Source organism: Bacteroides sp. D55t1_190419_B8 (assembly GCF_015558905.1).
GTDB lineage: Bacteria > Bacteroidota > Bacteroidia > Bacteroidales > Bacteroidaceae > Bacteroides > Bacteroides vicugnae.
On sequence record NZ_JADMOU010000023.1, the window covers coordinates 1 to 26045 of the forward strand.

15 protein-coding genes are annotated in these 26045 nt (G+C 42.6%); 12 read left to right on the top strand and 3 right to left on the bottom strand.

Annotation, left to right across the window (positions count from 1 at the left end):
• Window positions 1-344 precede the first annotated feature (344 nt).
• From I2I13_RS17395 to I2I13_RS17435, 9 genes are all read left to right on the top strand, one after another.
• Entirely contained in the window at window positions 345-3656 is a 3312-nt protein-coding gene (locus I2I13_RS17395) for a glycosyl hydrolase (RefSeq protein ID WP_195650107.1), read from the top strand.
• Window positions 3657-3789: 133 nt separating this feature from the next.
• Window positions 3790-5226, top strand: coding sequence for a sialate O-acetylesterase (locus I2I13_RS17400; RefSeq protein ID WP_195650108.1), 1437 nt, complete (start codon window positions 3790-3792; stop codon window positions 5224-5226).
• 22 nt (window positions 5227-5248) lie between these two features.
• Window positions 5249-7609, top strand: coding sequence for a DUF5703 domain-containing protein (locus tag I2I13_RS17405; RefSeq protein WP_370540852.1), 2361 nt, complete (start codon window positions 5249-5251; stop codon window positions 7607-7609).
• A 180-nt stretch (window positions 7610-7789) separates the two neighbouring features.
• Entirely contained in the window at window positions 7790-10444 is a 2655-nt protein-coding gene (locus tag I2I13_RS17410; RefSeq protein WP_195650109.1) for a glycoside hydrolase family 2 protein, read from the top strand.
• Window positions 10445-10613: 169 nt separating this feature from the next.
• On the top strand, window positions 10614-15044 hold the full coding sequence (locus I2I13_RS17415; RefSeq protein WP_347033233.1) for a two-component regulator propeller domain-containing protein: 4431 nt from the start codon (window positions 10614-10616) through the stop codon (window positions 15042-15044).
• 57 nt (window positions 15045-15101) lie between these two features.
• Window positions 15102-16784, top strand: a complete 1683-nt coding sequence (locus I2I13_RS17420) for a polysaccharide lyase (protein WP_195650110.1) — start codon at window positions 15102-15104, stop codon at window positions 16782-16784.
• Window positions 16785-16814: 30 nt separating this feature from the next.
• A complete protein-coding gene (locus tag I2I13_RS17425) occupies window positions 16815-19931 on the top strand; it encodes a DUF6298 domain-containing protein (protein ID WP_195650137.1) in 3117 nt (1038 codons plus the stop codon).
• Window positions 19932-20107: 176 nt separating this feature from the next.
• The gene (locus I2I13_RS17430; RefSeq protein WP_195650111.1) at window positions 20108-20659 is read left to right on the top strand and encodes an RNA polymerase sigma factor; all 552 of its coding nucleotides are present in this window, start codon (window positions 20108-20110) and stop codon (window positions 20657-20659) included.
• Between the two features lie 82 nt (window positions 20660-20741).
• Entirely contained in the window at window positions 20742-20993 is a 252-nt protein-coding gene (locus tag I2I13_RS17435; RefSeq protein ID WP_148366726.1) for a hypothetical protein, read from the top strand.
• Between the two features lie 106 nt (window positions 20994-21099).
• Here I2I13_RS17435 and I2I13_RS17440 read toward each other — a convergent pair whose 3' ends face one another.
• Window positions 21100-22356: an MFS transporter gene (locus I2I13_RS17440; protein WP_195650112.1), complete on the bottom strand. Its 1257-nt coding sequence runs from the start codon at window positions 22354-22356 to the stop codon at window positions 21100-21102.
• A 77-nt stretch (window positions 22357-22433) separates the two neighbouring features.
• Here I2I13_RS17440 and I2I13_RS17445 point away from each other — a divergent pair, with 77 nt between their 5' ends.
• The 3 genes from I2I13_RS17445 to I2I13_RS17455 are packed head-to-tail and all read left to right on the top strand — an operon-like array spanning window position 22434 to window position 24428.
• Complete coding sequence (locus tag I2I13_RS17445) at window positions 22434-23201, top strand: threonine/serine exporter family protein (protein ID WP_195650113.1); 768 nt, start codon at window positions 22434-22436, stop codon at window positions 23199-23201.
• A 1-nt stretch (window position 23202) separates the two neighbouring features.
• A complete protein-coding gene (locus I2I13_RS17450) occupies window positions 23203-23688 on the top strand; it encodes a threonine/serine exporter family protein (RefSeq protein ID WP_004318282.1) in 486 nt (161 codons plus the stop codon).
• An 11-nt stretch (window positions 23689-23699) separates the two neighbouring features.
• Window positions 23700-24428, top strand: a complete 729-nt coding sequence (locus I2I13_RS17455; RefSeq protein WP_148366723.1) for a DUF6064 family protein — start codon at window positions 23700-23702, stop codon at window positions 24426-24428.
• 83 nt (window positions 24429-24511) lie between these two features.
• Here the strand turns inward: I2I13_RS17455 and I2I13_RS17460 are convergent, their stop codons facing one another.
• Window positions 24512-25321 carry an SDR family oxidoreductase gene (locus tag I2I13_RS17460; RefSeq protein ID WP_195650114.1) on the bottom strand — a complete coding sequence of 270 codons (810 nt, stop codon included), beginning with the start codon at window positions 25319-25321 and terminating at the stop codon, window positions 24512-24514.
• Between the two features lie 62 nt (window positions 25322-25383).
• Entirely contained in the window at window positions 25384-26004 is a 621-nt protein-coding gene (locus I2I13_RS17465) for an HAD family phosphatase (protein ID WP_195650115.1), read from the bottom strand.
• Between the last annotated feature and the right edge of the window lie 41 nt (window positions 26005-26045).

Genomic DNA, 26045 nt, shown 5'->3' on the forward strand with positions numbered 1-26045 from the left:
GTAACCCCCATAAAAAATAGAAAACGTACAACAAAGGCTCCATATGCCCTAAGGGGCACACGAAGCCCTATTTCGTTCCTTTAAAAGGAACGACCCGTTTCTCACCGAGGAACAACATGTTTCTTTTAAAGAAACGGATGATTCCCTAAAATCCAGAGACAAAACTGGTAGTAATATTCTGATCTTTCAATATTGATGGTTGATGTGCTGAATGATATATGTAAAAACAAACAACCATTCTTCTACATCTTTCATTTTCTACATCTTTTCTAATCTCAACTACAAATAGTGAGTACAAAACAGTCCTTTTTTCGTCTTCATTATAGAAAAAATATAGTATTGGAATGAAAAGCCGACTGAAGCAACAAATATTTGCATTCTCTTTATTGGCATGGACAGCTGTATGTCCTGTCGATGCACAACAAACACGCTCACTTCACGACCAATTTCAGAATCCGTCTGACGAAGCGAAGCCTTGGACCTTTTGGTACTGGATGTATGGTGCTGTGTCCAAAGAAGGAATAACTGCCGATTTGGAAGCGATGAAACATGCAGGACTCGGAGGTACTTATCTGATGCCGATCAAAGGGGTTAGTGAAGGTACACAATATAACGGCAAGGCACAGCAGTTGACTCCTGAATGGTGGGAAATGGTGCGTTTCAGCATGGAGGAAGCCGACCGTTTAGGGTTGAAACTGGGAATGCATATTTGTGATGGTTTTGCATTGGCAGGAGGTCCCTGGATTACTCCGAAAGAATCAATGCAGAAAGTTGTTTGGAGCGATACAATCATTGATGGTGGAAAGCTCAATGCATTACGTCTGCCACAGCCGGAAGCTTATGAAAACTATTATGAAGATATTGCGCTATTTGCTTTGCCGGTAGAGGATGCGGCAGACGAAATGCCCGCAAAGATCACTTGCGTAAACTTAGCAACAGCGAACAATGTAAAATCTGCTCAAACAGTGAATATGGATGCGGCAGGCGTTATCCGTTCTTCGTATCCATGCTATATTCAATATGAATATAAACAGCCTTTTACCTGCCGGAATATAGAAATCGTTTTAAATGGCAATAATTATCAGGCACATCGCTTGAAAGTAATGGCAAGTGACGATGGCGTAAATTATCGTTTCGTGAAACAGCTAGTCCCTGCCCGTCAGGGATGGCAAAATACAGATGAAAATTCTACTCATAGTATTCCTGCAACTACAGCCCGTTATTTCCGTTTCTACTGGACACCCGAGGGGAGCGAACCGGGAAGTGAAGATATGGATGCCGCAAAATGGAAACCTAATCTGAAGATCAAACAACTGCACCTGCATCAGGAAGCCCGTTTGAATCAGTGGGAAGGAAAAACCGGACTGGTATGGCGTGTTGCTGAATCTACCAAAGAAGAGGAGATAGGAAAGGAGGACTGCTATTCACTTTCACAGGTTATTAATCTGACGGAACAATATAAGAATGCCCCGGCTAGTCATTCTAAAGAAAAAACAATCACAGCTGTTCTCCCTAAAGGTAAATGGAAATTGCTCCGCATGGGACATACAGCTACCGGACATACCAATGCAACAGCCGGTGGCGGAAAGGGCTTGGAATGTGATAAGTTCGATCCGAAAACGGTGCGAAAACAATTTGATAACTGGTTTGCACAAGCATTTGCAAAGACGAATCCGGAAGTAGCACGTCGTGTATTGAAATATATGCATGTAGATAGTTGGGAATGTGGAAGCCAGAACTGGAATCCAAATTTCGCTGCAGAATTTCAGAAACGTCGTGGTTATGACCTGATGCCTTATTTACCACTATTGGCAGGTATTCCTATGGAAAGTGCAGAACGAAGCGAAAAGATTCTGCGAGATGTCCGTACAACGATTGCCGAATTGGTGGTGGATGTATTCTATCAGGTATTGGCAGATTGTGCCAAAGAATATGATTGTCAGTTTTCAGCGGAGTGTGTAGCACCGACCATGGTAAGCGATGGCCTGCTGCATTACCAAAAGGTAGATCTTCCTATGGGAGAATTTTGGCTGAACAGCCCTACCCATGATAAACCGAATGATATGCTGGATGCTATTAGCGGGGCACATATCTACGGAAAGAACATCATTCAGGCTGAAGGATTCACCGAAGTACGCGGCACGTGGGACGAATATCCTGCTATGTTGAAAGCCTTGCTGGATCGTAATTACGCATTAGGAATCAATCGTCTTTTCTATCACGTATATGTACATAATCCCTGGCTGGATTGCAAACCCGGCATGACATTGGATGGTATCGGACTTTTCTTCCAACGCGATCAGACTTGGTGGGATAAAGGTGCAAAAGCATTTTCCGAATATGCTACCCGTTGTCAGGCATTATTGCAATATGGACATCCGGTGACAGATATTGCAGTATTTACAGGTGAAGAAATGCCAAGACGTTCGATATTGCCGGAACGATTGGTTCCGTCCCTTCCGGGAATTTTCGGTGCGGAACGTGTGGAAAGCGAACGCATTCGTTTGGCGAATGAGGGACAACCTTTGCGTGTGCGTCCGGTAGGTGTCACACATTCAGCCAATATGGCTGATCCCGAAAAATGGGTGAATCCACTTCGCGGATACGCTTATGATAGTTTTAATAAAGATGCGTTACTACGTCTGGCCAAAGTGGAAGACGGCAGAATGACACTGCCGGGTGGAGCCAGCTATAAAGCATTGGTAATTCCTCTTGCACGTCCGATGAATCCCGAACCTGTATTATCTTCGGAAGTGCAGAAGAAGATCAATGAATTAAAAGAAGCGGGTGTATTGATACCTTCTTTGCCTTATACAGCGGATGATTTCTCCGTATATGGGTTGGAACGTGACATGATTGTACCGGAAGATATTGCCTGGACACATCGTCGTGGTGAACTTGGCGAACTTTACTTTATCGCCAATCAAAGAGAAGAAACACGCACATTTACCGCAAGTATGCGTATCAACGATAGAAAACCGGAATGTTGGAATCCGGTGACGGGTGAAATAAACAGCCGTCCTTCTTACCGTATCAATGGAAATCGGACGGAAGTTACTCTCACATTGGCTCCTTATGAGTCCGTATTCATCGTATATCCTATGGAGGGAGCACATGAAGGTTATGGAGAGGACTCCTCAAGACTACAGAAAGAGAAAAAGGAGGTAGCCAAAGAGCCTTTAAATATAGCTCTGGAAGCAGAGGAATATATGATAACTTTTGCAGCTAACAAGAAAACGCTCACACGGAAAGAACTTTTCGACTGGAGCAAAGAGCCGGACGAACAGATACGTTATTATTCGGGGACAGCTACTTATAAGACGACTTTCCGCTGGAAGAATAAACTGAAAAAAGGCCAACAGATTTACCTGAATTTGGGTACGGTTTGTAATTTAGCAACTGTCCGTGTGAATAGCGTAGACTGTGGTACCATTTGGACAGCTCCTTATCGTGCTGATATTACAACTGCTCTGAAAAAAGGAATCAATATACTTGAAATAGAGGTTACGAACACTTGGGCGAATGCCTTGAAAGGAGCTGATGAAGGAAAAGCACCATTTGAAGGCATTTGGACCAATGCAAAATACCGGAAACAGGAAAATAAACTACTTCCGGCAGGATTACTCGGCCCTTTGAGTTTTTCTGCCATAGAGTGAAAGTTTTTTAGGCACGGATTACGCGGATTACGCTGTTACTTTATGTAATACGATTCTTATAAACCGTGTAATCCGCGTAATCCGTGCCTAATTCATCATAATGTAGTACTTAAATGATAAAGATATACTTATAATGAAAAGTTCAATTATTAAAACAGGTACAATGTTGGCTAGCTTTCTGCTTGCGGCCGCCTGCCTGTCAACACACGCAGAAGTAAAACTGCCGGCTGTTTTTTCTGATGGCATGGTGATGCAGCAACAGACAAATGCAAATCTTTGGGGAACTGCCACTCCCAACAAGAAAGTGACCATAACTACTAGCTGGAATGGAAAGCAATACGTGGCAGCTGCCGATAAGAACGGGGCATGGAAACTTTCGGTTTCTACTCCCAAAGCAGGAGGTCCTTACACTGTCACCTTTGATGATGGAAGTAAAAAAACACTGAATAACATATTGATAGGTGAATTGTGGCTATGTTCCGGACAGAGTAACATGGAAATGCCAATGAAAGGATTCAAGAATCAGCCAGTGGAGAATGCCAATATGGATATTCTTCACAGCAAGAATCCGAAAATTCGCTTGTTTACCGTAAAACGTACTTCTACATTGACTCCGCAGACCGATGTTATCGGTTCATGGAAAGAAGCAACTCCGGCCAACGTTCGTGATTTCAGTGCTACGGCTTATTATTTCGGGAGGTTAATCAATGAAATAGTAGAGGTTCCGGTAGGATTGGTAGTTGCAGCCTGGGGTGGATCGGCGTGCGAAGCATGGATGACCGCTGACTGGTTGAAAGCTTTTCCTGACGCAAAAATTCCTCAATCGGAAGCCGATATAAAATCAAAGAACCGTACTCCGACCGTACTGTACAACGGTATGTTGCATCCCCTTATCGGCATGACGATGAAAGGAGTGATTTGGTATCAGGGCGAAGATAATTGGAATCGGGCGCACACGTATGCGGATATGTTTACTGCATTGATAAATGGCTGGCGCGCTGAATGGAAACAGGGAGATTTTCCTTTTTACTATTGCCAAATAGCTCCGTATGATTATGGGATTATCACAGAAAAAGGTAAAGAAGTGATAAACTCCGCCTATCTTCGGGAGGCACAGGCAAAAGTAGAACATCGTGTACCCAACAGTGGCATGGTCGTATTACTGGATGCAGGAATGGAAAAAGGAATCCACCCGGCAAAAAAGCAAGTTGCCGGAGAACGTTTGGCACTTCTCGCCCTGACTAAAACTTACGGAGTGGAAGGCGTGAATGGCGAAAGTCCATACTATAAAAGCATTGAAATAAAGAATGATACAGTAGTCGTTAGCTTTGAACGTGCAAATATGTGGATTAGCGGCAAGAACTGTTTTGAGTCGAAAAACTTTCAGGTAGCCGGTGAAGATAAAGTATTTTATCCGGCTAAAGCATGGATAGAACGTAGCAAGATGCTGGTGAAAAGCGATAAAGTGCCGCACCCGGTAGCTGTTCGATATTGTTTTGAAAACTATGTGGAGGGAGATGTATATGGTGACGGATTGCCTTTAGGTTCTTTTCGTTCGGATGATTGGTAAACTGCTAATGAAATTATAAATTATGAATCATTTGCGTAGAGTTTTTGTTCTCTTATTCATATTTGTTGGCGTGTCGGCTCTATGGAGCCAACATGCCAATGTCATTTGGAATACTCCTAGCCGCAATTCTTCAGAATCCATGCCCTGTGGTGGCGGAGATATCGGGATGAATATATGGGTAGAAGAGGGTGACATTATGTTCTATGTGAGCCGTAGCGGCACATTCGACGAAAACAACTGTCTGCTAAAACAAGGACGCATACGTCTCCGTCTGTCACCCAATCCTTTTAAAGATACGAAAGATTTTCGTCAAGAATTGAAACTGAAGGACGGATATGTAGAAGTTGCAGCAGGAAACACGCAGATACAATTCTGGGTAGATGTTTTTCATCCGGTTATACACGTGGAGGTAACCAATACACAAGCGTTACAAACTGAAGTTTTTTATGAGAATTGGCGCTATCAGGAACGACCTGTCAGGAAAGGAGAGGGACAACAATGTTCTTACAAATGGGCTCCTCCGAAAGGTTCTGTGACAGCGGCTGACTTTATTTCTTTAGGCAAAACCAATCATTCTGCCAATCAACTCCTGTTCTACCATCGCAATCCGGAACAGACTGTTTTTGATGCTGTTGTGGCTCAACAGGGAATGGACGAGGTAAAATCCGAAATGATGAATCCCTTGAAAAATCAAACTTTCGGAGGAACCCTGTTCGGAGAAAACCTTGAATTTATAGGCACCACGGATGGCGTGTATGCCGGAACAGACTACCGCGCCTGGAAATTCCGTTCTTCCAAAGCGTCCAGAAAAGAACATTTTTGTATTGTATTGCATACAGCCCAAACAGAAACAATAGAACAGTGGGAGCAGGGACTGCAAACTGCTTTGCAAAGAATAGCCCCGCAAGGCAAAATCTCATCGAAGATTCTCATACAGGATAAAAAGCAAACCCGTTCGTGGTGGAATGCTTTCTGGCAACGCAGCTTCATTGAAGCGGAGGGAGAAGCAAAAGAAATAACCAGAAACTACACTCTTTTCCGTTACATGCTGGGTTGTAATGCCTACGGTAGCGTACCAACTAAATTCAATGGCGGACTGTTCACTTTTGATCCTTGTTACATCGACGAAAAACAATCCTTTACTCCCGACTACCGGAAATGGGGAGGTGGTACAATGACAGCACAGAATCAACGCCTGGTTTATTGGCCGATGCTGAAAAGCGGGGACTTCGATATGATGCCTTCCCAGTTTGATTTCTATAACCGTATGTTGAAGAATGCTGAATGGAGGAGTCGTGTATATTGGCAACATGACGGAGCTTGCTTCTGCGAACAAATAGAAAATTTCGGTCTGCCCAATCCCGCAGAGTATGGTTTCAAACGGCCGGACTGGTTCGACAAAGGGCTGGAATATAATGCCTGGCTGGAATATGAATGGGATACGATTCTCGAATTCTGCCAGATGATACTGGAAACAAAGAACTATGCGAATGCTGATATCACCCCTTATTTGCCTTTGATTGAAAGTTCACTGACATTCTTCGACGAACATTATCGGCAACTTGCTTCCCGTCGGGGACGGAAGGCGCTGGATGGCAACGGACATCTGATTCTTTTTCCGGGTTCTGCCTGTGAGACATATAAAATGACCAATAATGCCAGCAGCACCATCGCAGCTCTAAAAACAGTATTGGAAACTTATGGAAAGAAAGAAGAGATGCTAAAGACAATTCCTCCGATTCCATTGCGGTACATAGAAATAAAAGATACGTTGAATCCTACTCTTGCTCCGGTTTTGAAGCGAACAATTTCGCCTGCTGTAAGTTGGGAACGAATTAACAATGTCGAAACGCCACAACTTTATCCGGTATTTCCATGGCGTATTTATGGAGTAGGAAAGGAGAATCTGGACATAGCACGCAATACCTATTTTTATGATTCGGATGCCATCAAATTCCGTTCGCATATCGGATGGAAACAGGACAATATTTGGGCGGCTTGCCTGGGAGTGACCCAAGAAGCGAAAAGGTTATCCCTTGCCAAACTCTCCAACGGACCGCACCGCTTCCCAGCCTTTTGGGGACCGGGCTATGACTGGACACCCGACCATAATTGGGGAGGCAGCGGCATGATAGGACTTCAGGAAATGTTATTGCAAACAAACGGAGAACAAATACTTCTTTTCCCCGCATGGCCGAAAGAATGGAATGTACATTTCAAACTGCATGCTCCTGGTGAAACAGCAGTAGAAGCTACTCTGAAAGACGGGAAAGTAACAAACTTGAAAGTTCTACCTGAAAGTAGAAAGAAAGATATCATTATAATGATTGAAAATGAGATTTTTTTCACCACAGAGGACGCAGAGGACACAGAGGCTTTTTAAACAGTAAATCTATCTGTCTAAGGGAACGTATAGTCTAAGAATTTACTCCCTTTGTGTACATATAGAGAGGAGATTCTTAGACAAGCAGAATGACAGAACTAACAATATATTACAAAAAAACTCTGTGTCCTCTGCGTCCTCTGTGGTGAAAACTCGAATGAAATATATAAATAAAGAACTATGAATAAAAGACCGTTTATCATCTTATCATCTTTTCTGTTACTGTTCTTAGGAATCGAAAAAGGACAGGCGACAGAAACTTACCGTCCTGAAACATCGGTTGCCGGATTTATCCAGCTTCCCGGTAGTGGGCGACAAGTTTATAATTTCAATCCGGGATGGCTATTTTTCAAAGGCGATGTCCGGGGAGCAGAAGCAGTAAACTTTGATGACCGTTCCTGGAAAGTAGTTTCCACTCCCCATACGGTAGAATTAATGCCTGCCGAAGGAAGTGGATGCCGTAATTATCAGGGACCAGCCTGGTATCGTAAACATTTTGTTCTCCCTGCCGAAACAAAAGGCCAACGGGTTGTTCTTCATTTTGAAGCAGCCATGGGTAAACAGATTCTTTATCTGAATGGCAAACGCATCCAGGAACATTTGGGAGGTTATCTACCTTTCACTCTGGATTTGACAGCCAATGGCGTACAAGCCGGAGACTCCTGCCTGCTTGCTGTTTTCACAGACAACAGTGATGACAAATCCTATCCCCCCGGAAAACGCCAATATACACTAGACTTCGCCTATCATGGCGGCATCTATCGTGATGTATGGATGATTGCCAAATCTCCGGTAGCTATCACCGATGCCATTGATTCACAAGCCGTTGGCGGTGGAGGCGTATTCGTGCATTTTGATAAGATCAGTGAAAAGAGTGCACAAGTATATGTAAATACGGAAATTCAGAATGAGGATGTACGTACTGAATCGGTCACTGTAGAAACGACTTTGACAGATGCTGACGGAAAAGTAATCAAACACTGTTCCGGAAAGCTGTCTTTAAAACCGGGAGAGAAGAAATCCATCCAGCAACAGATGGAAGTGAAGAATCCAAAACTCTGGTCACCGGATACACCTTATTTATATAGAGTACAATCCCGTATTAAAAAAGGAAATAAATCTATGGATGGCGGCATTACCCGTGTCGGTATTCGCTTGGCAGAATTTCGTGGAAAAGACGGTTTCTGGCTGAATGGAAAACCTTTCGGTCAACTGGTAGGAGCAAATCGCCATCAGGATTTTGCCTATGTAGGCAATGCTTTACCGAACTCACAGCAATGGCGTGATGCCAAACGTCTGCGTGATGCCGGATGCACCATTATTCGTGTGGCGCATTATCCGCAAGATCCTGCCTTTATGGATGCTTGTGATGAACTCGGTCTGTTTGTGATTGTCGCTACTCCGGGATGGCAGTACTGGAACAAAGATCCGAAATTCGGTGAGTTGGTTCATCAGAATACCCGTGAAATGATTCGTCGCGACCGTAACCATCCTTCCGTACTAATGTGGGAACCCATATTGAATGAGACTCGCTATCCACTTGATTTTGCATTAAAGGCTCTTGAAATCACCAAAGAGGAATATCCTTATCCGGGACGTCCGGTAACCGCTGCCGATGTTCATTCTGCAGGAGTGAAAGAACATTACGATGTTGTTTATGGCTGGCCGGGTGATGACGAAAAAGAAGACAGGCCGGAACAATGTATTTTCACCCGTGAATTTGGAGAGAATGTGGATGATTGGTATGCTCACAATAATAACAACCGTGCCAGCCGCAGTTGGGGAGAACGCCCGTTATTGGTACAGGCACTTTCACTGGCAAAGAGTTATGACGAGATGTATCGTACTACCGGTTTATTTATCGGTGGTGCGCAATGGCATCCGTTCGATCATCAGCGCGGTTATCATCCTGACCCTTACTGGGGTGGCATCTACGATGCTTTCCGTCAGAAGAAATATGCATACGAAATGTTCCGTAGCCAGTCGCTTGCCGGTCTTCAGCATCCATTGGCAGAATGTGGTCCGATGATATTCATTGCTCATGAAATGTCTCAGTTTTCCGATAAAGACGTGGTTATATTTACCAACTGTGATTCTGTGCGTCTTTCTATTTATGATGGAACGAAAACCTGGACGAAACCGGTAGTCCATGCCAAAGGACATATGCCGAATGCACCGGTTGTATTCGAAAATGTCTGGGATTTTTGGGAAGCACGCGGATATAGCTATACTCAAAAAAACTGGCAAAAAGTAAATATGGTGGCCGAAGGGATCATCAACGGAAAAGTAGTATGCACGCAAAAGAAAATGCCTTCCCGGCGTTCCACGAAACTACGCCTCTATGTAGATACTCAAAAAGTGAACCTGATAGCTGACGGCTCCGACTTTATCGTTGTTGTTGCCGAAGTAACCGATGATAGTGGAAATGTACGCCGTCTGGCAAAAGAGAACATTGTTTTCACCATAGAAGGTGAAGGAGAAATCATCGGAGATGCTACTATCGGCGCCAATCCCCGTACAGTGGAATTTGGTTCTGCTCCCGTGTTGATCCGTTCCACCCGGAAAGCCGGAAAGATGAAAGTGAAAGCCCGTGTACAGTTTGAGGGAACCCAAGCTCCAACAGCGACTGAAATAGAACTGGAAAGCATTCCGGCAGAACTGCCTTTCTGTTATGAGGAATCCACTTACGAAGAACGCAGAACTGCATCGTCCGTTCCGGAAGTAAATTCTTTTAAAGAATCATCAGAAGGAAAAATACAACTGACAGAAGAAGAACGTCAACGGGTATTGGATGAGGTGGAACGCCAGCAAACTGAATTTGGGACAGAGAATTAGGCACGGATTACACGGATTTCATGGTTGCTTTATACATTAATATTTCCAAAAACTGTGAGATCCGTGTAATCTGTGCCTAACTTTATGGTATAAACGAATGATGATGATAAGCTTATATCAAAAAAAAGATTACCTTTGGGGTACGTTTTAATTCCAATTATAGCCACCAATGAGAAAACGAAATATTCTAATACTATTACTATCCATGATAGGCATTTATGCTTTTGCCTATCCGAATATGATTGTAGAACACTACACAGCCGAACGCGGGTTGCCCAATAATATCGTCAACTGCACTTTAAAGGGACAGGATGGGTTTATCTGGTTTGGCACATGGTATGGATTATGTAGTTTCGATGGAAGCAAGTTCCGCTCCTATGATAATCATGACGGTTTTTATTCCACCGACATTCCACCACGTAAGATTCAGCGTATCGTGGAAGATAAAAATGGTTTTCTGTGGATTAAGACCATCGACCGCAAACTCTACCTGTTCGATAAAAGACACGAGAGTTTCCATACTGTCTATGATGATGTAAAAGAATATTCGGAGAACATCCAGATTATTAAGATTCAGACAACCGAAGACGGGGATGTATTGTTGTTGACAAAAGATAAAAGTCTTTTGCGTGCATATACCGACAAGGAAGGTAAAATAACGATGAAGCAGTTGCACGATTCGCGTCCCAACGTGAATGTGTATGATATGCGTCTGAAACATAACGTATTCTGCGAAACTGCAGAATTTATCAATTGGATTGGTATGGATTATCAGATTTTGTCCCTCCGGAAAGGGGCGGCTCTGAAAGACAAGCCCGCTGACTTTATACAGAAAAAGGTATCTGCCAATCCGGATCAGTTTACTTGTGCCTCCTATAATTCTAAATTCTTATGGTTGGGAGATAAGAAAGGACACATTTATAGTATTGATCCTCAAAATGGAGTTGTCAACCGTTATGAGATACCGGAAATCAAACGCCCGATTTCTAATCTGCTGATAACAGAGTCCGGTCTGATGTACATCACTACTAACGAAGGAACGTACGAGTATAATATCGGTTACAAACAATTGACCAAACTTCCATTCACCATCCCCGAAAAGGACGGCGGAATCATATTTTATGATAAATATGATAAGGTATGGTTTCAGGAGGGTAATCAGGCATTGACCTATTATGATCCTCTGAATAGAAGCCACCACCGATTTACATTCCCCAATCAGAATGCCATCGGCAATTTTGAAATGCAGGATGCCGGTGAACAAGGTATGTTCTTCATGACCCCGGGAGGAGAAATTCTTCTATTCGACAGAGAAAAACTGGAAATGACCCGTATTAACCAATTAAAACCTTTCTCGGATGATCTTCCCAACCAGCTTTTTTTCCATCTTCTGTTGGACAAAGATGGAATCCTCTGGTTAGCATCTACAAGCAGCGGAGTATACAGACTTAATTTCCCCAAAAAGCAATTCCAACTGTTGACGGAAGTTTCTCCTTCTCCGCTAATACCCGAGAGATCAAACTCCTGGAATCAGGGGATACGTGCCCTCTTCCAGGCACAAAATGGCGATATCTGGGTAGGAACCCGTTGGCAGGCGTTGTACCGTCTGGATCGTAACGGACAAGTGAAACAGATCTTCTCGGATAAGAACTATCTATTGGGAACTGTATATCATATTATGGAAGACAAAGACGGTAATCTTTGGTTTTCTACCAAAGGAAATGGGCTTGTCAAAGCTGAACCGGATATGAATTCTCCTCACGGATTGCGTTTTACCCGTTATATCAATGATCCTAAGAATCCAAATTCTATCAGTAACAATGATGTATACTTTACTTATCAGGACAGCCGGGGACGCATCTGGGTAGGACTATTAGGTGGAGGACTGAATTTGATTTCCGAAGAAAATGGAGCCATCACCTTCATCCATAAATACAATGGACTGAAACAATATCCTGCATACGGCCTTTATATGGAGGTACGTACCATGACGGAAGATGAAGACGGACGTATCTGGGTAGGAACTATGGATGGTTTGATGTCTTTCGACGGGCATTTTTCCACGCCCGAACAGATTCAGTTTGAAACGTACCGTCAAGTCAGTGAAAACTCGAATGTAGCGGATAACGATATTTATGTACTCTACAAAGATACTGATTCTCAAATCTGGGTGAGTGTGTTCGGAGGCGGTTTGAATAAACTGGTTCGTTATGACAAGGAAAAGAGGGAACCTATTTTCAAATCTTATGGTATCCGTGAAGGAATGAATAACGATGTAGTCAAGTCCATCGTAGAAGATAAAAACGGCAACTTGTGGTTTACAACGGAAATAGGTTTGTCTTGCTTCAACAAAGCTACCGAGCAGTTCCGCAATTACGACAAATACGACGGTTTCCTGAACGTGGAGTTGGAAGAGGGCAGTGCACTCCGAACATTGAATGGAGACTTGTGGATTGGCACTCGTCAGGGAATCCTGACATTCTCTCCTGACAAACTGGAAACACTGCATACAAATTATGACACACGTATTGTCGATTTTAAAGTATCCAATCGCGATTTGCGTAGTTTCCGCGAATGTCCGATCTTAAAAGAATCCATCACATACGCTAAAACAATCCGGCTGAACTATAATCAATCCATGTTCACGATTGAATTTGCGGCATTGAATTTCTATAATCAGAACCGGGTGTCATACCGTTATATACTTGAAGGTTATGAAAAAGAGTGGCATTATAACGGGAAGAATCGCATCGCTTCCTACACCAATGTGCCTCCCGGAGATTATACATTCCGTGTAGAAACAATGGATGAAGCCAATCCGGAACTTGTTTCCAACTGCACGCTGGCCGTCACCATTCTTCCCCCCTGGTGGTTAAGCTGGTGGGCAACTCTTATCTATGTGATCTTGGGTCTGGCAGCCCTCTATTTTAGTTTGCGTCTGGCTTTCTTCATGATTAAAATGAAGAACGATATTTATATCGAACAAAAAGTTTCGGAGATGAAAATCAAGTTCTTTACCAATATATCCCACGAATTGCGCACTCCTTTGACATTGATAAAAGGTCCGATACAAGAATTAAGGGAACGTGAAAAGCTGTCTCCGAAAGGATTGCAATATGTGGATTTGATGGAGAAGAACACCAATCAGATGCTGCAATTAGTGAATCAGATACTTGATTTCCGGAAGATTCAAAACGGGAAAATGCGTTTGCATGTGTCATTGATTGATTTTAATGAGATGATAGCCTCTTTCCAGAAAGAGTTCCGCGTGCTTTCCGAAGAAAATGAAATCAGTTTCACTTTCCAGTTACCGGATGAACCGATTATGGTATGGGCGGACAAGGAGAAATTGAGCATTGTGATCCGTAATATCATATCCAATGCATTCAAATTCACTCATTCCGGTGGAAGCATTTATATAACTACCGGATTGACAGACGACGGAAAATGTTGTTATGTACGGGTGGAAGATAACGGGGTAGGTATTCCACAAAATAAACTGACCGAGATTTTTGAACGCTTCTCACAAGGAGAGAATGCGAAAAACTCCTATTATCAGGGCACAGGTATCGGATTGGCACTTTCAAGGGAAATCGTTAATCTTCATCACGGACAGATTCGTGCTGAAAGTCCTGAAGGACAGGGGGCAGTGTTTATTGTGGAACTCCTGATGGATAAGGAGCATTATCGTCCGTCGGAAGTTGACTTTTATGTGGGAGGTACGGAAACAGTTCCCGTTTCTGTGGAACAGGAACCTGTTGCCAATGCCATATCCGAAGAAGATACAGAAGAAGAACCGGAAATTGATGCTTCATTACCGACCCTTTTGTTGGTTGAGGATAATAAGGACCTTTGCCAGTTGATAAAACTTCAGTTGGAAGATAAGTTCAATATCCATATTGCCAATAACGGAGTAGAAGGTTTAAAGAAAGTGCACCTGTATCATCCTGATATCGTAGTGACCGATCAAATGATGCCTGAAATGGACGGCCTTGAAATGTTGCAATCTATCCGCAAAGATTTCCAGATCAGCCATATTCCTGTTATTATCCTGACCGCGAAAAATGATGAAGGCGCCAAGACCAAAGCTATTACTTTAGGAGCAAATGCCTATATCACCAAACCTTTCAGCAAGGAATACCTGTTGGCACGTATCGACCAACTGCTTGCCGAACGGAAATTGTTCCGTGAACGAATCCGCCAGCAAATGGAAAACCAGACAACGACCGAAGAAGACAGCTACGAACAATATTTGGTAAAGAAAGACGTACAGTTCCTAGAAAAGATACATCAGGTCATTGAAGAAAATATGGACGACAGTGATTTTAATATTGACACCATAGCATCCGGTATCGGATTGAGTCGTTCGGCATTCTTCAAGAAACTAAAGAGTCTTACCGGTCTGGCCCCTGTAGATCTGGTAAAAGAGATTCGCTTGAATAAATCAGTCGAGCTGATTAAGAACACGGATTTAAGTGTTTCCGAGATTGCTTTTGCTGTCGGATTCAAGGATTCGGGATACTACAGCAAGTGTTTCCGGAAGAAATATAATCAAACCCCTCGCGAATACATGAATGAATGGCGGAAAGGAGAGAGATAACCGATTACAAAATGCTTTCTTAATCGTCCTTTTAGAAACCTATTAAGATTCGAAAGAATGAATAACATGAAGAAAGTATTATCAGCGTGGATGCTGGTTGCCTGTGTACTACCTGTGGCAGCCCAGTATCCTGTAATTCCGGACTCGGTAAAAGAAAGAGGAGCAAAACAAGAAGCGGAGTTCGAACGGAAATCCGATGCGGCATGGGAAAAAGCTTTGCCGACAGTTTTAGAAGAAGCAAAGAAAGGACGCCCTTATAAGCCATGGGCCTCCAAACCCGAAGATTTGATAAAGAGCAATATCCCAGCCTTCCCCGGTGCGGAAGGCGGAGGTATGTATACTCCCGGTGGACGTGGAGGAAAAGTGATTGTTGTCACTTCTCTGGAAGACTCCGGTCCCGGAACATTCCGCGAAGCCTGTGAAACAGGAGGTGCACGTATTATTGTATTTAATGTTTCGGGAGTGATCCGTCTGAAAAGCCCGATCAGTGTACGCGCCCCTTATGTAACCATTGCCGGACAAACAGCTCCCGGAGATGGTATCTGTATCACCGGACAATCTTTCCTGATCGATACACACGATGTCGTGATTCGTCATATGCGCTTCCGTCGCGGTGCGCAGGACGTGGCTTTCCGCGATGATGCGGTAGGAGGGAATGCAGTAGGAAATATCATGGTAGACCATTGCTCCGCCAGTTGGGGATTGGATGAAAATATGTCTATCTACCGTCATGTATATAACAGAGGGGCAGACGGACACGGTCTGAAACTTCCGACAGTAAACATTACCATTCAAAATTCTATTTTCTCTGAAGCACTGGATACATACAACCATGCTTTTGGTGCAACCATCGGTGGTCATAACAGTATGTTCTGCCGGAATCTCTTTGCTTCCAACATCAGCCGGAACAGTTCGGTGGGTATGGACGGTGATTTTAACTTCGTCAATAATGTTGTATTCAACTGGTGGAATCGTTCTGTAGACGGAGGTGACCACAACAGCTTCTACAACATGATAAACAATTATTTTAAACCCGGCCCCATCACTCCGCTAGGTAAACCGATCTCTTATCGTATTCTCAAACCGGAAGCGGGACGTAACAAAAGCAGACCTCTCTCATTCGGAAAAGCTTATGTAAACGGGAATATTATTCATGGCAATGCCAAGGTCACAAAAGATAACTGGGACGGAGGCGTACAACTGAAAGAAGATGTGGATGCCACAAAGTTCCTGCCCTTAATTAAATCGGACGAAGCTTTCAAAATGCCTCCGGTTACTGTGATGGATACCAAAAAAGCTTATAACTTTGTATTGGATAATGTAGGAGCTACTTTCCCCAAACGGGACGCTGTGGATGCCCGTGTTATAAAGACTGTGCAAACAGGAAAAGCCATTTATGTGAAAGATGCACCGGAGTTTGTCTCTCCTTATGTGAAAAGACGGTTACCGGCTGATTCTTATAAGCAGGGTATCATTACAGACATTCGTCAGGTAGGCGGACTTCCCGAATATAAAGGAGAAGCAGTAGTAGACTCGGACGGTGACGGCATGCCGGATGCCTGGGAAATAGCTAACGGTCTGAATCCGAATGACCCGACCGACGCAACTATGGACTGCAATGGTGACGGATATACCAATATTGAAAAATATATCAATGGTATAGACACTAAAAAGAAAGTGGACTGGACAGATTTGAAGAACAATTACGATACATTGTCTAAACGGAAAAGTCTGTTATAAGCAGATGAAAAAAGATTAAAGATGATTGGACTGAATATACAAGTAAGAACGATCCTTCTGGGATTATTGAGCATTGGGTTTGTGCAAAGTTATGCGCAAACCTTTGCTTTACAGGTTAAGAATGACCAAATCACTTACCTGAATGATGATCGGGGAAACCGTATTCTCGATTTCTCTACATGCGGATATAAATCCTCCGAACAGGATATTCCTTCTGTCCGCAATGTTGTGTTTGTCCCTTGGAAAGCAGGAGATAACACTGCACGTATTCAACGTGCCATTGATTATGTAGCCTCGCTGTCTCTTGATGCTTCCGGTTTTCGTGGAGCGGTTTTGCTCGATCAGGGGGAATTTGCCCTGTCCGGCAGTATTCGTATCTCCACCTCCGGAATTGTATTGCGGGGAACGAATAAAGAAAAAACAATACTGCTGAAGAAAGGCGTAGACAGAGGTGCCCTTATTTATATGGAAGGAATAGATGACCTGAATGTACAAGACACTTTGCAGGTACTTTCCAACTATGTTCCGGTAAACACACGAACATTGGAAGTGGCTTCAGGCATTTCTTTGAAAAAAGGAGATCGTGTAATGGTTGCCCGTCCCTCCGGCAAGGAGTGGATTGCCTCTTTGGGTTGTGACATCTTTGGAGGAGGTATCAGTGCGTTAGGATGGAAAGAAGGAGATATGGATCTGACCTGGGACAGAACAGTCAGTGAAGTAAATGGCAACCGGATAACATTGGATGCTCCGCTGACCGTAGCTCTGGATGCTAAATATGGTGCTTCTTCTCTATTGACTTATCAATGGAACGGACGTATCTACGATTGTGGAGTAGAGAATATGACACTGATCTCTGATTACGACAAGCGTTATCCTAAAGATGAAGATCATTGCTGGACAGGTATTTCCATTGAGAATGCGGAAAACTGTTGGGTAAGACAACTCAATTTCAAACATTTTGCAGGAAGTGCCGTGATTGTTCAGCGTACAGGTTCCAAAATCACTGTCGAAGACTGTATCTCAAGAGAACCTGTTTCAGAAATCGGAGGAATGCGTCGTTGCACTTTCCACACACTGGGACAACAAACTTTATTTCAACGTTGTTACTCGGAACGAGGTATTCATGACTTTGCTGCCGGATATTGTGCAGCCGGCCCCAACGCTTTTGTACAATGTGATTCATACGAATCTTTAGGATTCAGCGGCTCTATCGATGCATGGGCATGTGGACTGTTGTTCGATGTAGTAAATATCGACGGTCATAACCTGACTTTTAAGAATTTGGGACAAGATAAAAATGGAGCCGGTTGGAATACGGCAAACAGCTTGTTCTGGCAATGTACCGCAGCAGAAATCGAATGTTATGCTCCGGCAAAGGATGCGATGAACCGTGCATACGGCTGTTGGGCGCAGTTCTCCGGTGACGGTGAATGGGAACAATCCAACAATCACGTACAACCTCGCAGTATCTTTTATGCCCAATTGGAAGAACGATTGAATAAAGAATGTGCAGAACGTGCACGTATCTTGCCTAGAAATACAAGTGCAACCAGTAGCCCTACAGTTGAAGTGGCTATGGAACTGGCTAAAGAGGCTTATCATCCACGGTTAACGTTGGAACATTGGATAGACGATCATAAGTTTGCTCCTTCGGTGGAGTCAGCCGGAGTAAAATCAGTTGATGACATTAAAGAGAAGAGGGGAGCCTCATTAGCTGCAAATTCTTCTACTATCCAATCACACACTCAACCGGAAGTAACTATAACTAACGGACGTATCCAAATGGATGGTATTTTATTGGTTGGAAACAGTCATACCACCCCTTGGTGGAATGGAAAGCTCAAAACCAATTATCTAAAAAAGGCAAGTCCGGCCATTACCCGCTTTGTTCCGGGACGCGAGGGACTGGGATTGACAGACCGCATTGATTCTGTTATCAATTTTATGAAACAGAAAAACATACTTGTTTTCGATCAGAACTATGGTCTTTGGTATGACCGCCGTCGCGATGACCACGAACGGATTCGCCGTCGCGATGGTGATGTATGGGGACCTTTCTATGAGCAGCCATTCGGACGCAGCGGTCAGGAAACAGCGTGGGAAGGATTGAGCAAATATGATTTGAAACGTCCCAATACATGGTACTGGAGTCGTTTAAAAGAGTTTGCGGAAAAAGGAAATAAAGACGGACTGCTTTTGTTTCATGAGAACTATTTCCAGCACAACATTCTGGAAGCCGGTGCACATTGGGTAGATTCTCCATGGAGAAGCAGCAATAACATCAATCAGACCGGATTTCCTGAACCTGCTCCATTTGCCGGTGACAAACGAATCTTTGTAGCGGATATGTTCTATGACGTCAGCCATCCTGTTCGTCGTGAATTGCACAGGCAATATATACGTCAATGCCTGAATAACTTCGCAGACAATTCGAATGTAATTCAGTTGACAAGTGCTGAATTTACAGGACCGTTGCACTTCGTACAGTTCTGGTTGGATGTGATAGCCGAATGGGAGACTGAAACCGGAAAGAAAGCCAAAGTGGCATTAAGTACCACGAAAGATGTGCAGGATGCTATCCTTGCAGACCCCAAACGCGCTGCCATAGTAGATATCATTGATATCCGTTACTGGCATTATAAGACGGATGGGATCTTTGCACCGGAAGGTGGAAAGAATATGGCACCGCGTCAGCACATGCGTAAGATGAAAGTAGGAAAGGTCACTTTCAATGAAGCATATAAAGCTGTCTATGAGTATCGACAGAAATTTCCTCAGAAGGCAGTGACATTCTACGCACAGAATTATCCGGCTATGGGATGGGCTGTATTCATGGCTGGTGGTTCATGTCCTGTAATTCCATGCACAGATAAGGCATTCCTGAAGGATGCAGCAGCCATGGAAGTGGAAAAAACGAATACGGATGAGTACAAGAAAATGGTAAAATCTGATATTGGAAGTATCATTTATTCCAAGTCCGGAACAGAAATTCCTGTTCAATTATCGTCCGGAAAGTATGCATTAAAGTACATACACCCTGCTTCCGGAAAGATTGAAACAATAAATAAATCATTGAAAACAAATGGATTATACAATCTAAAGGTACCTGATAAAAAAGAAGGTATTTATTGGTTCCATAAGCTATAAAACAGAAAATCCCGTTGAAGAGTCTTCAGCGGGATTTTTGGTTTTTATAGGTAAATTCTAGTAAAAGAGTGTTATAAAACATGATACTTGTTTTTTCAATCCACAAACCAGATTTTACCTAAGGTTGCGGTCGATACTGCTTAGTTTTGCAACATCAAATCAATCGAATTAATGCTATGATGGAACAGACTAATCATTCAACCGAAACTTTACTCGCTTCTTTTCAAGCGGGAAACATGGCAGCTTTTTCACAGCTGTATAATTTGCACATCAATGTCCTTTTTAATTACGGATTGAAGTTGACCACTGATAAAGAGTTGCTGAAAGATTGTATTCATGACATTTTCGTGAAACTCTATACAAAGAAAGATGAATTAGGCATCATTGATAATTTGAGATCATACTTATTCATCTCATTAAAGAATAAACTTTGTGATGAACTTCGCAAACGTATGTATATGTCTGATACGGCAGTAGAGGAAGTTAGCGTGGCTACTCCTACAGATGTAGAAGATGATTATATGGAAGAAGAACAGCGCAAGAATGAATTTTCATTGGTTAGACGTCTGCTGGATCAATTATCTCCCCGCCAGCGTGAAGCGCTTACCTTATATTATATAGAAGAAAAGAAATACGAGGATATTTGTGAGATTATGAATATGAATTATCAGTCTGTACGCAACTTGATGCATCGCGGACTGACAAAGTTGCGTACTCTGGCAAGTTAATTTTAGTAAAAAGATAAACTGGTTGAGTACATATACAGGATAACGTCGTCCTATTTATGTAAACGCTTAAAAAGGATGCGATATGTGCTCAAAGGTAAAAGATTTTTTGACGGATGATGATTTTATCAACTATGTGCTGGGTGTAACTCCACAATCAGCTTCCCAATGGGAAACTTATTTCAGAGAGCACCCGGAAGAGATGGCAGATGCAGAAGAAGCTAAAGCCGTGTTATTGGCTCCGGCAAATGTAGTCTGCGACTTCTCAATAGTTGAAAATAACGAATTAAAAGATAGGATTATTAGTAGTATAAAAGATTTTTCGGGTATTTTGTAGATAGGTTAGATAGTTAGATAAAGTGTTAGGTTAGTTAAGGCATTAAAAGATTGACGCAGTCTTTCACAGGAAGTTTAATTTTAAACACTGTGAAAGACTGTGTTTTTTATTTATCCTGTTCAGGCTTTCCTGTGGATTCCTGAATATCGAAAGCGCTGCTGAAGCTGACAATTAATACAATGCATCCACCCAATATGCCAATAATCATATAAGCAATACGAATATCGAATGCTTGTGAAATGGCACCGATAAGGAGAGGAGCAATCAGCGAACCTATAAAACTGATACTTGACAGAATGGTAAGTGCAATGCTGACCGGTGTTTTCGATTTGGCTCCTACGAAGCTATACAAAGTAGGTACAATGCAAGATATTCCCAAACCGACCAGCATAAAACCCAATGAATTGATGATGACTTTCATAACCATAGATTCAAAAACACCTCCTAACAAGGCAGAGATAAAAAAGCCGATACAAATAAAGCTACCCGCCAGTTGCAAGACTTTCTTCTTTCCCCAAAGCTGATAAGCGTAGTTAGTCAAAAAACGCCCTGTTGCCATCATAATCATGAACACAAGAAAACCGATCTGCAACGATTTAGGTACGTGAACTACTGATTCGAAATAAACGGCACTCCAATCAAACATCGCACTTTCTACAATCAGTGCAAACAGCCCGACAAGTCCTAGCTGCAAAAGCAACATTTCCGGTTTTTGAAACAATAACCGGAAGCCATTGGGGGCTTTGGCCATACTTCTTTCCTTCGTTTCAAAAACCTCCACTTGCTGCGGTGCGCTCTCCTGCAAATAGTTTCGTCCGGAAAGCACTATTATAAAGATGACAATGAATATAAGTGTATAGTGCCAGATAGGGGAGACTCCTGCCAGAATCATCACAAAACCGATAAGTGCCCCGGCACATGCTCCTAAGCTCCATCCTCCATGAAAAGTTGCCATAATGGTTTTACCATACAGGCGTTCCACTTCAATCCCTTGTGTATTGAATGATATATCGCACAAATTCCAAAACACACCGAAGCAAAATAGTAAAAAGCCCAGCAGATAGACTTCATGAGCCAGTCCGATGCAAAGCAAGGAAGAAGCATATCCCAGAATACTGACCTGTACCATACTCCGGCTTCCCAACTTCGAAACAAGATAGCCCGCCAAAGGTATCGCCACAAATTTTCCTACAGGAATCATAAACAAGATCAATCCCCAATAAAAGGCATAATTTGCAGCAAAAACATCTTTGAAATCAGGAATCCGGCTAGCCCAACTTGCCATACAAAGTCCTTGAGCAAAGAAAAAAGTCAATATGGCAAAACGTATTCTCTCTTTGGGATGCGTAAATTGGTTATTCATGCATTTTTTATTTTTAATCGCGGCAAAGGTATCTATTTTTTTTGTACTTTTGCGCCCGATTAAAAAATATCATATTCATGAAGACAGGCGAATCTTTATTATCCATAGGTAAATTTATTGCAGAATATTCAGCCCATTTAATGGGAGCCGGAGTACACACCTCGCGAGTAGTACGCAATACAAAGCGTATCGGAGAGGCTTTCGGGTTAGATGTAAAATTAAGCGTATTTCATAGAAATATCATTCTGACTATTATAGACAAAGACACAAACGAGGCTTGTAATGAGGTTATAGACATTCCTGCACACCCGATCAGTTTTGAGCATAATTCAGAGTTAAGTGCCTTGAGCTGGGAAGCAGTAGACCATCATTTGTCATTGGAGGAATTGAAAGATAGATATAAAAAGATTATTTCTGCTCCGCGGATACACCCTCTTTTCGTTTTATTATTAGTAGGATTTGCCAATGCGTCTTTCTGTAAATTGTTTGGTGGTAATTTAATTTCCATGGGAATTGTATTTTCTGCTACTATTACAGGATTCTACCTGAAACAACAAATGCAGATGAAGAAGATCAACCATTACGTCGTATTTATTGTCTCGGCTTTTGTTGCTTCCCTGTGTGCTTCCACCGCGCTGATTTTCGATACAACCTCGGAGATCGCAATGGCAACCAGCGTACTTTATCTTGTGCCCGGTGTTCCTTTGATTAATGGCGTGATTGATGTAGTAGAAGGATACGTGTTAACAGGATTTGCCCGTCTGACAGAAGCTTCTTTGTTAATTGTCAGCATCGCTATCGGACTTTCCTTCACATTATTAATGGTAAAAAACAGTTTAATTTGATATGATAGCACTTGACATTCTTACTGATGGATTTTTTGCAGCAGTAGCAGGTATAGGATTTGGTGCGATTTCCGATCCTCCTTTGCGTGCATTCAAGATGATTGCTATACTGGCAGCATTGGGGCACGCTTGTCGTTTTTGCTTAATGACTTATTTAGGTGTGGATATTGCCACAGGTTCTTTGTTTGCCGGATTAGTTATCGGCTTCGGCAGTTTGTGGCTGGGGAAAAAAGTATATTGCCCGATGACAGTACTTTACATTCCGGCATTGCTTCCCATGATTCCGGGTAAGTTTGCCTACAACATGGTATTTTCACTCATCATGTGCCTGCAGAATGTGAATGATCCGGATAAGCTGGACAAGTTCATGTCAATGTTCTTCTCTAACACTCTGATAGCAAGTACAGTGATTTTCATGTTGGCAGTAGGAGCTACTTTCCCGATGTTCCTGTTCCCACATAGGGCCTTTTCATTAACAAGACATTAAAAACTACTTTTATGGAGATTTTTTGGAGAACAATTGCATATTATAATTCAGCTACCTGGCTTTTACAGATAGTTATTATCCTGATTGGTATTGCATTGACCGGATTGCTTATCGGTAAACCACGCCCGTGGGTGAAAATGGCGATGAAGTTCTATATGATAGGTCTTTATACATGGATTTCTGTGGTCTACTATTATATCTATTGTGAAGAGCGCAGTTATAATGGGGTGATGGCAATGTTCTGGGGCGTTATGGCTGTCATTTGGGTATGGGATGCAATCACGGGATATACGACCTTCGAACGTACCCACAAATATGATCTATTGTCTTACGTCCTGTTGGCAATGCCTTTTATATATCCTCTGGTTTCACTGGCACGCGGACTCTCGTTCCCGGAAATGACTTCTCCGGTAATGCCTTGTTCGGTAGTTGTGTTTACCATCGGATTATTACTGCTGTTTGCGCAAAAAGTCAATATGTTTCTGGTATTGTTCCTTTGCCACTGGTCATTGATCGGATTATCCAAAACTTATTTCTTCCAGATTCCGGAAGATTTCCTGTTGGCAAGTGCCACAATTCCCGGATTGTATCTTTTCTTCAGAGAATATTTCCTGAACAATCTGCATGCCGACACCAAGCCGAAAGCCAAATATATCAATTGGCTATTGATAAGCGTTTGCGTCGGACTGGCTGTGCTGCTGACTACTACCATGTTTTTAGAATTAGTTCCGAAGAATTGATCCGGAACACATAGAAGATATTCAAATCAAAAAAGTCTTTCTAGCTTTAATGGCTATGAAAGACTTTTTGCATTATATCACATTTACTTAATTGCGTAAAATATCCGCAGAGCATACTGCATCACCGCATCAGGCAACCACTTTTTACTCTTTGCAAACAACACCTGTATCCAGGGACCTACTTTCGTTCGGAAAGGAGGATTTGTACGCTCCACTATTTTACAGATTGCAGCAGCCAACTTCCATGGATGGCATCCATTACGTTCCTCTTTTTCTATGATCTCCAATGATTTCCGGAAGCTTTCTCCATAATCGGCATCCAGTCTTGTCTGTTCGGAAATATTCCGGTTATCAGTAAATCCGGTGTTGAAGTCTCCCGGTTCTACCACGCAAACCTTTATATTGAACGGATGAACCTCTAAAGCCAATGCTTCGCTATATCCTTCCACCGCAAATTTGGAAGCAGAATAAAATCCCTGATAAGGGATGCCCATTACACCACCAATAGAGCTGATATTGATGATTTTCCCTTTTCGGTTTTTACGCATGACAGGCAATACCTCCCGGCACATATTCACTACACCAAAGAAATTGGTATTCATCTGTATGTTTACTTCCTCTTCCGTAGCAAGTTCTAATGCACCGCCAATACCCATCCCGGCATTATTAATCAGTACGTCAATCCGTCCCTGTTCCGATAGAATCCTATCAACAGCTTGGCGGATAGAAAGTGAATTGGTAACATCGACAACCAGCATTTTCACCTCATTCATGTCTTCGGAAAGTTTCCGACTTGTTCCATAAACAATGTGCCCTTGTTCTGATAACATTTGAGCGGTAATCTTTCCAAATCCGGAAGATGCTCCGGTTATAAGTATAACTTGTGGTTGCATATAACTTGTATTTCCGACAAATATAAAGAGAATAACCGAATGTTTTGTTTTAACCAATAAGGTTATTTCTCTAAAATAGCAGTCATTTTCTCCCGCCAATCTTCACCATTTTTCGGCTGGAAAGTTTCAAATCCCAGTTCTTTGCCGATTTGGATATTCGAGGCGCCGTCATCCACAAATAAAGTTTCAGAAGGAATGATATTGCAATCGTTCACCATATAATCGAATATTTCCGGTGCAGGTTTTGTATGACCGACCTGATAAGACAGATATAGTTTGTCACAGTAATCATTCAACGGCTTTTTCCTCAACGAGAAATCAGGGCTGCATGCCCATGACATAACGAAAGGATTGGTATTACTTAAAATATACACATGATATGATTTTCTCAATTCCAATATATAATCGAGTTTATTTAGATTCACTTCATTGAAAAAGCCCAGCCATGCCTGTTTAGTTTCCTCCATCGTCAATGGACGGCCACATAAATCCCCCAGTTGTTTCCGAAACTCATCCGCACTTAGCTTACCTTCTTCCAGTTCTTGAAAGATGCCGGTCTGGTGATATTTATCCAGACGAGTGTCGGCATCTGCCAGTCCCAGTTTGATAAATGCCTGAACAGCTTTGTCGCGGTCAATATCTACAATCACCCCTCCAAAATCAAATACAATGTTTTTAATCATGATATATAATTTTTTTGTTTGCTACAAAGATACGGCTTATC

Excerpts from the sequence above, each read along its gene's own strand:
- I2I13_RS17395 (WP_195650107.1), top strand. The coding sequence starts at position 345 with ATGAAAAGCCGACTGAAGCAACAAATATTTGCATTCTCTTTATTGGCA.
- I2I13_RS17400 (WP_195650108.1), top strand. The coding sequence starts at position 3,790 with ATGAAAAGTTCAATTATTAAAACAGGTACAATGTTGGCTAGCTTTCTG.
- I2I13_RS17405 (WP_370540852.1), top strand. The coding sequence starts at position 5,249 with ATGAATCATTTGCGTAGAGTTTTTGTTCTCTTATTCATATTTGTTGGC.
- I2I13_RS17410 (WP_195650109.1), top strand. The coding sequence starts at position 7,790 with ATGAATAAAAGACCGTTTATCATCTTATCATCTTTTCTGTTACTGTTC.
- I2I13_RS17415 (WP_347033233.1), top strand. The coding sequence starts at position 10,614 with ATGAGAAAACGAAATATTCTAATACTATTACTATCCATGATAGGCATT.
- I2I13_RS17420 (WP_195650110.1), top strand. The coding sequence starts at position 15,102 with ATGAATAACATGAAGAAAGTATTATCAGCGTGGATGCTGGTTGCCTGT.
- I2I13_RS17430 (WP_195650111.1), top strand. The coding sequence starts at position 20,108 with ATGATGGAACAGACTAATCATTCAACCGAAACTTTACTCGCTTCTTTT.
- I2I13_RS17435 (WP_148366726.1), top strand. The coding sequence starts at position 20,742 with ATGTGCTCAAAGGTAAAAGATTTTTTGACGGATGATGATTTTATCAAC.
- I2I13_RS17440 (WP_195650112.1), bottom strand. The coding sequence starts at position 22,356 with ATGAATAACCAATTTACGCATCCCAAAGAGAGAATACGTTTTGCCATA.
- I2I13_RS17445 (WP_195650113.1), top strand. The coding sequence starts at position 22,434 with ATGAAGACAGGCGAATCTTTATTATCCATAGGTAAATTTATTGCAGAA.
- I2I13_RS17450 (WP_004318282.1), top strand. The coding sequence starts at position 23,203 with ATGATAGCACTTGACATTCTTACTGATGGATTTTTTGCAGCAGTAGCA.
- I2I13_RS17455 (WP_148366723.1), top strand. The coding sequence starts at position 23,700 with ATGGAGATTTTTTGGAGAACAATTGCATATTATAATTCAGCTACCTGG.
- I2I13_RS17460 (WP_195650114.1), bottom strand. The coding sequence starts at position 25,321 with ATGCAACCACAAGTTATACTTATAACCGGAGCATCTTCCGGATTTGGA.
- I2I13_RS17465 (WP_195650115.1), bottom strand. The coding sequence starts at position 26,004 with ATGATTAAAAACATTGTATTTGATTTTGGAGGGGTGATTGTAGATATT.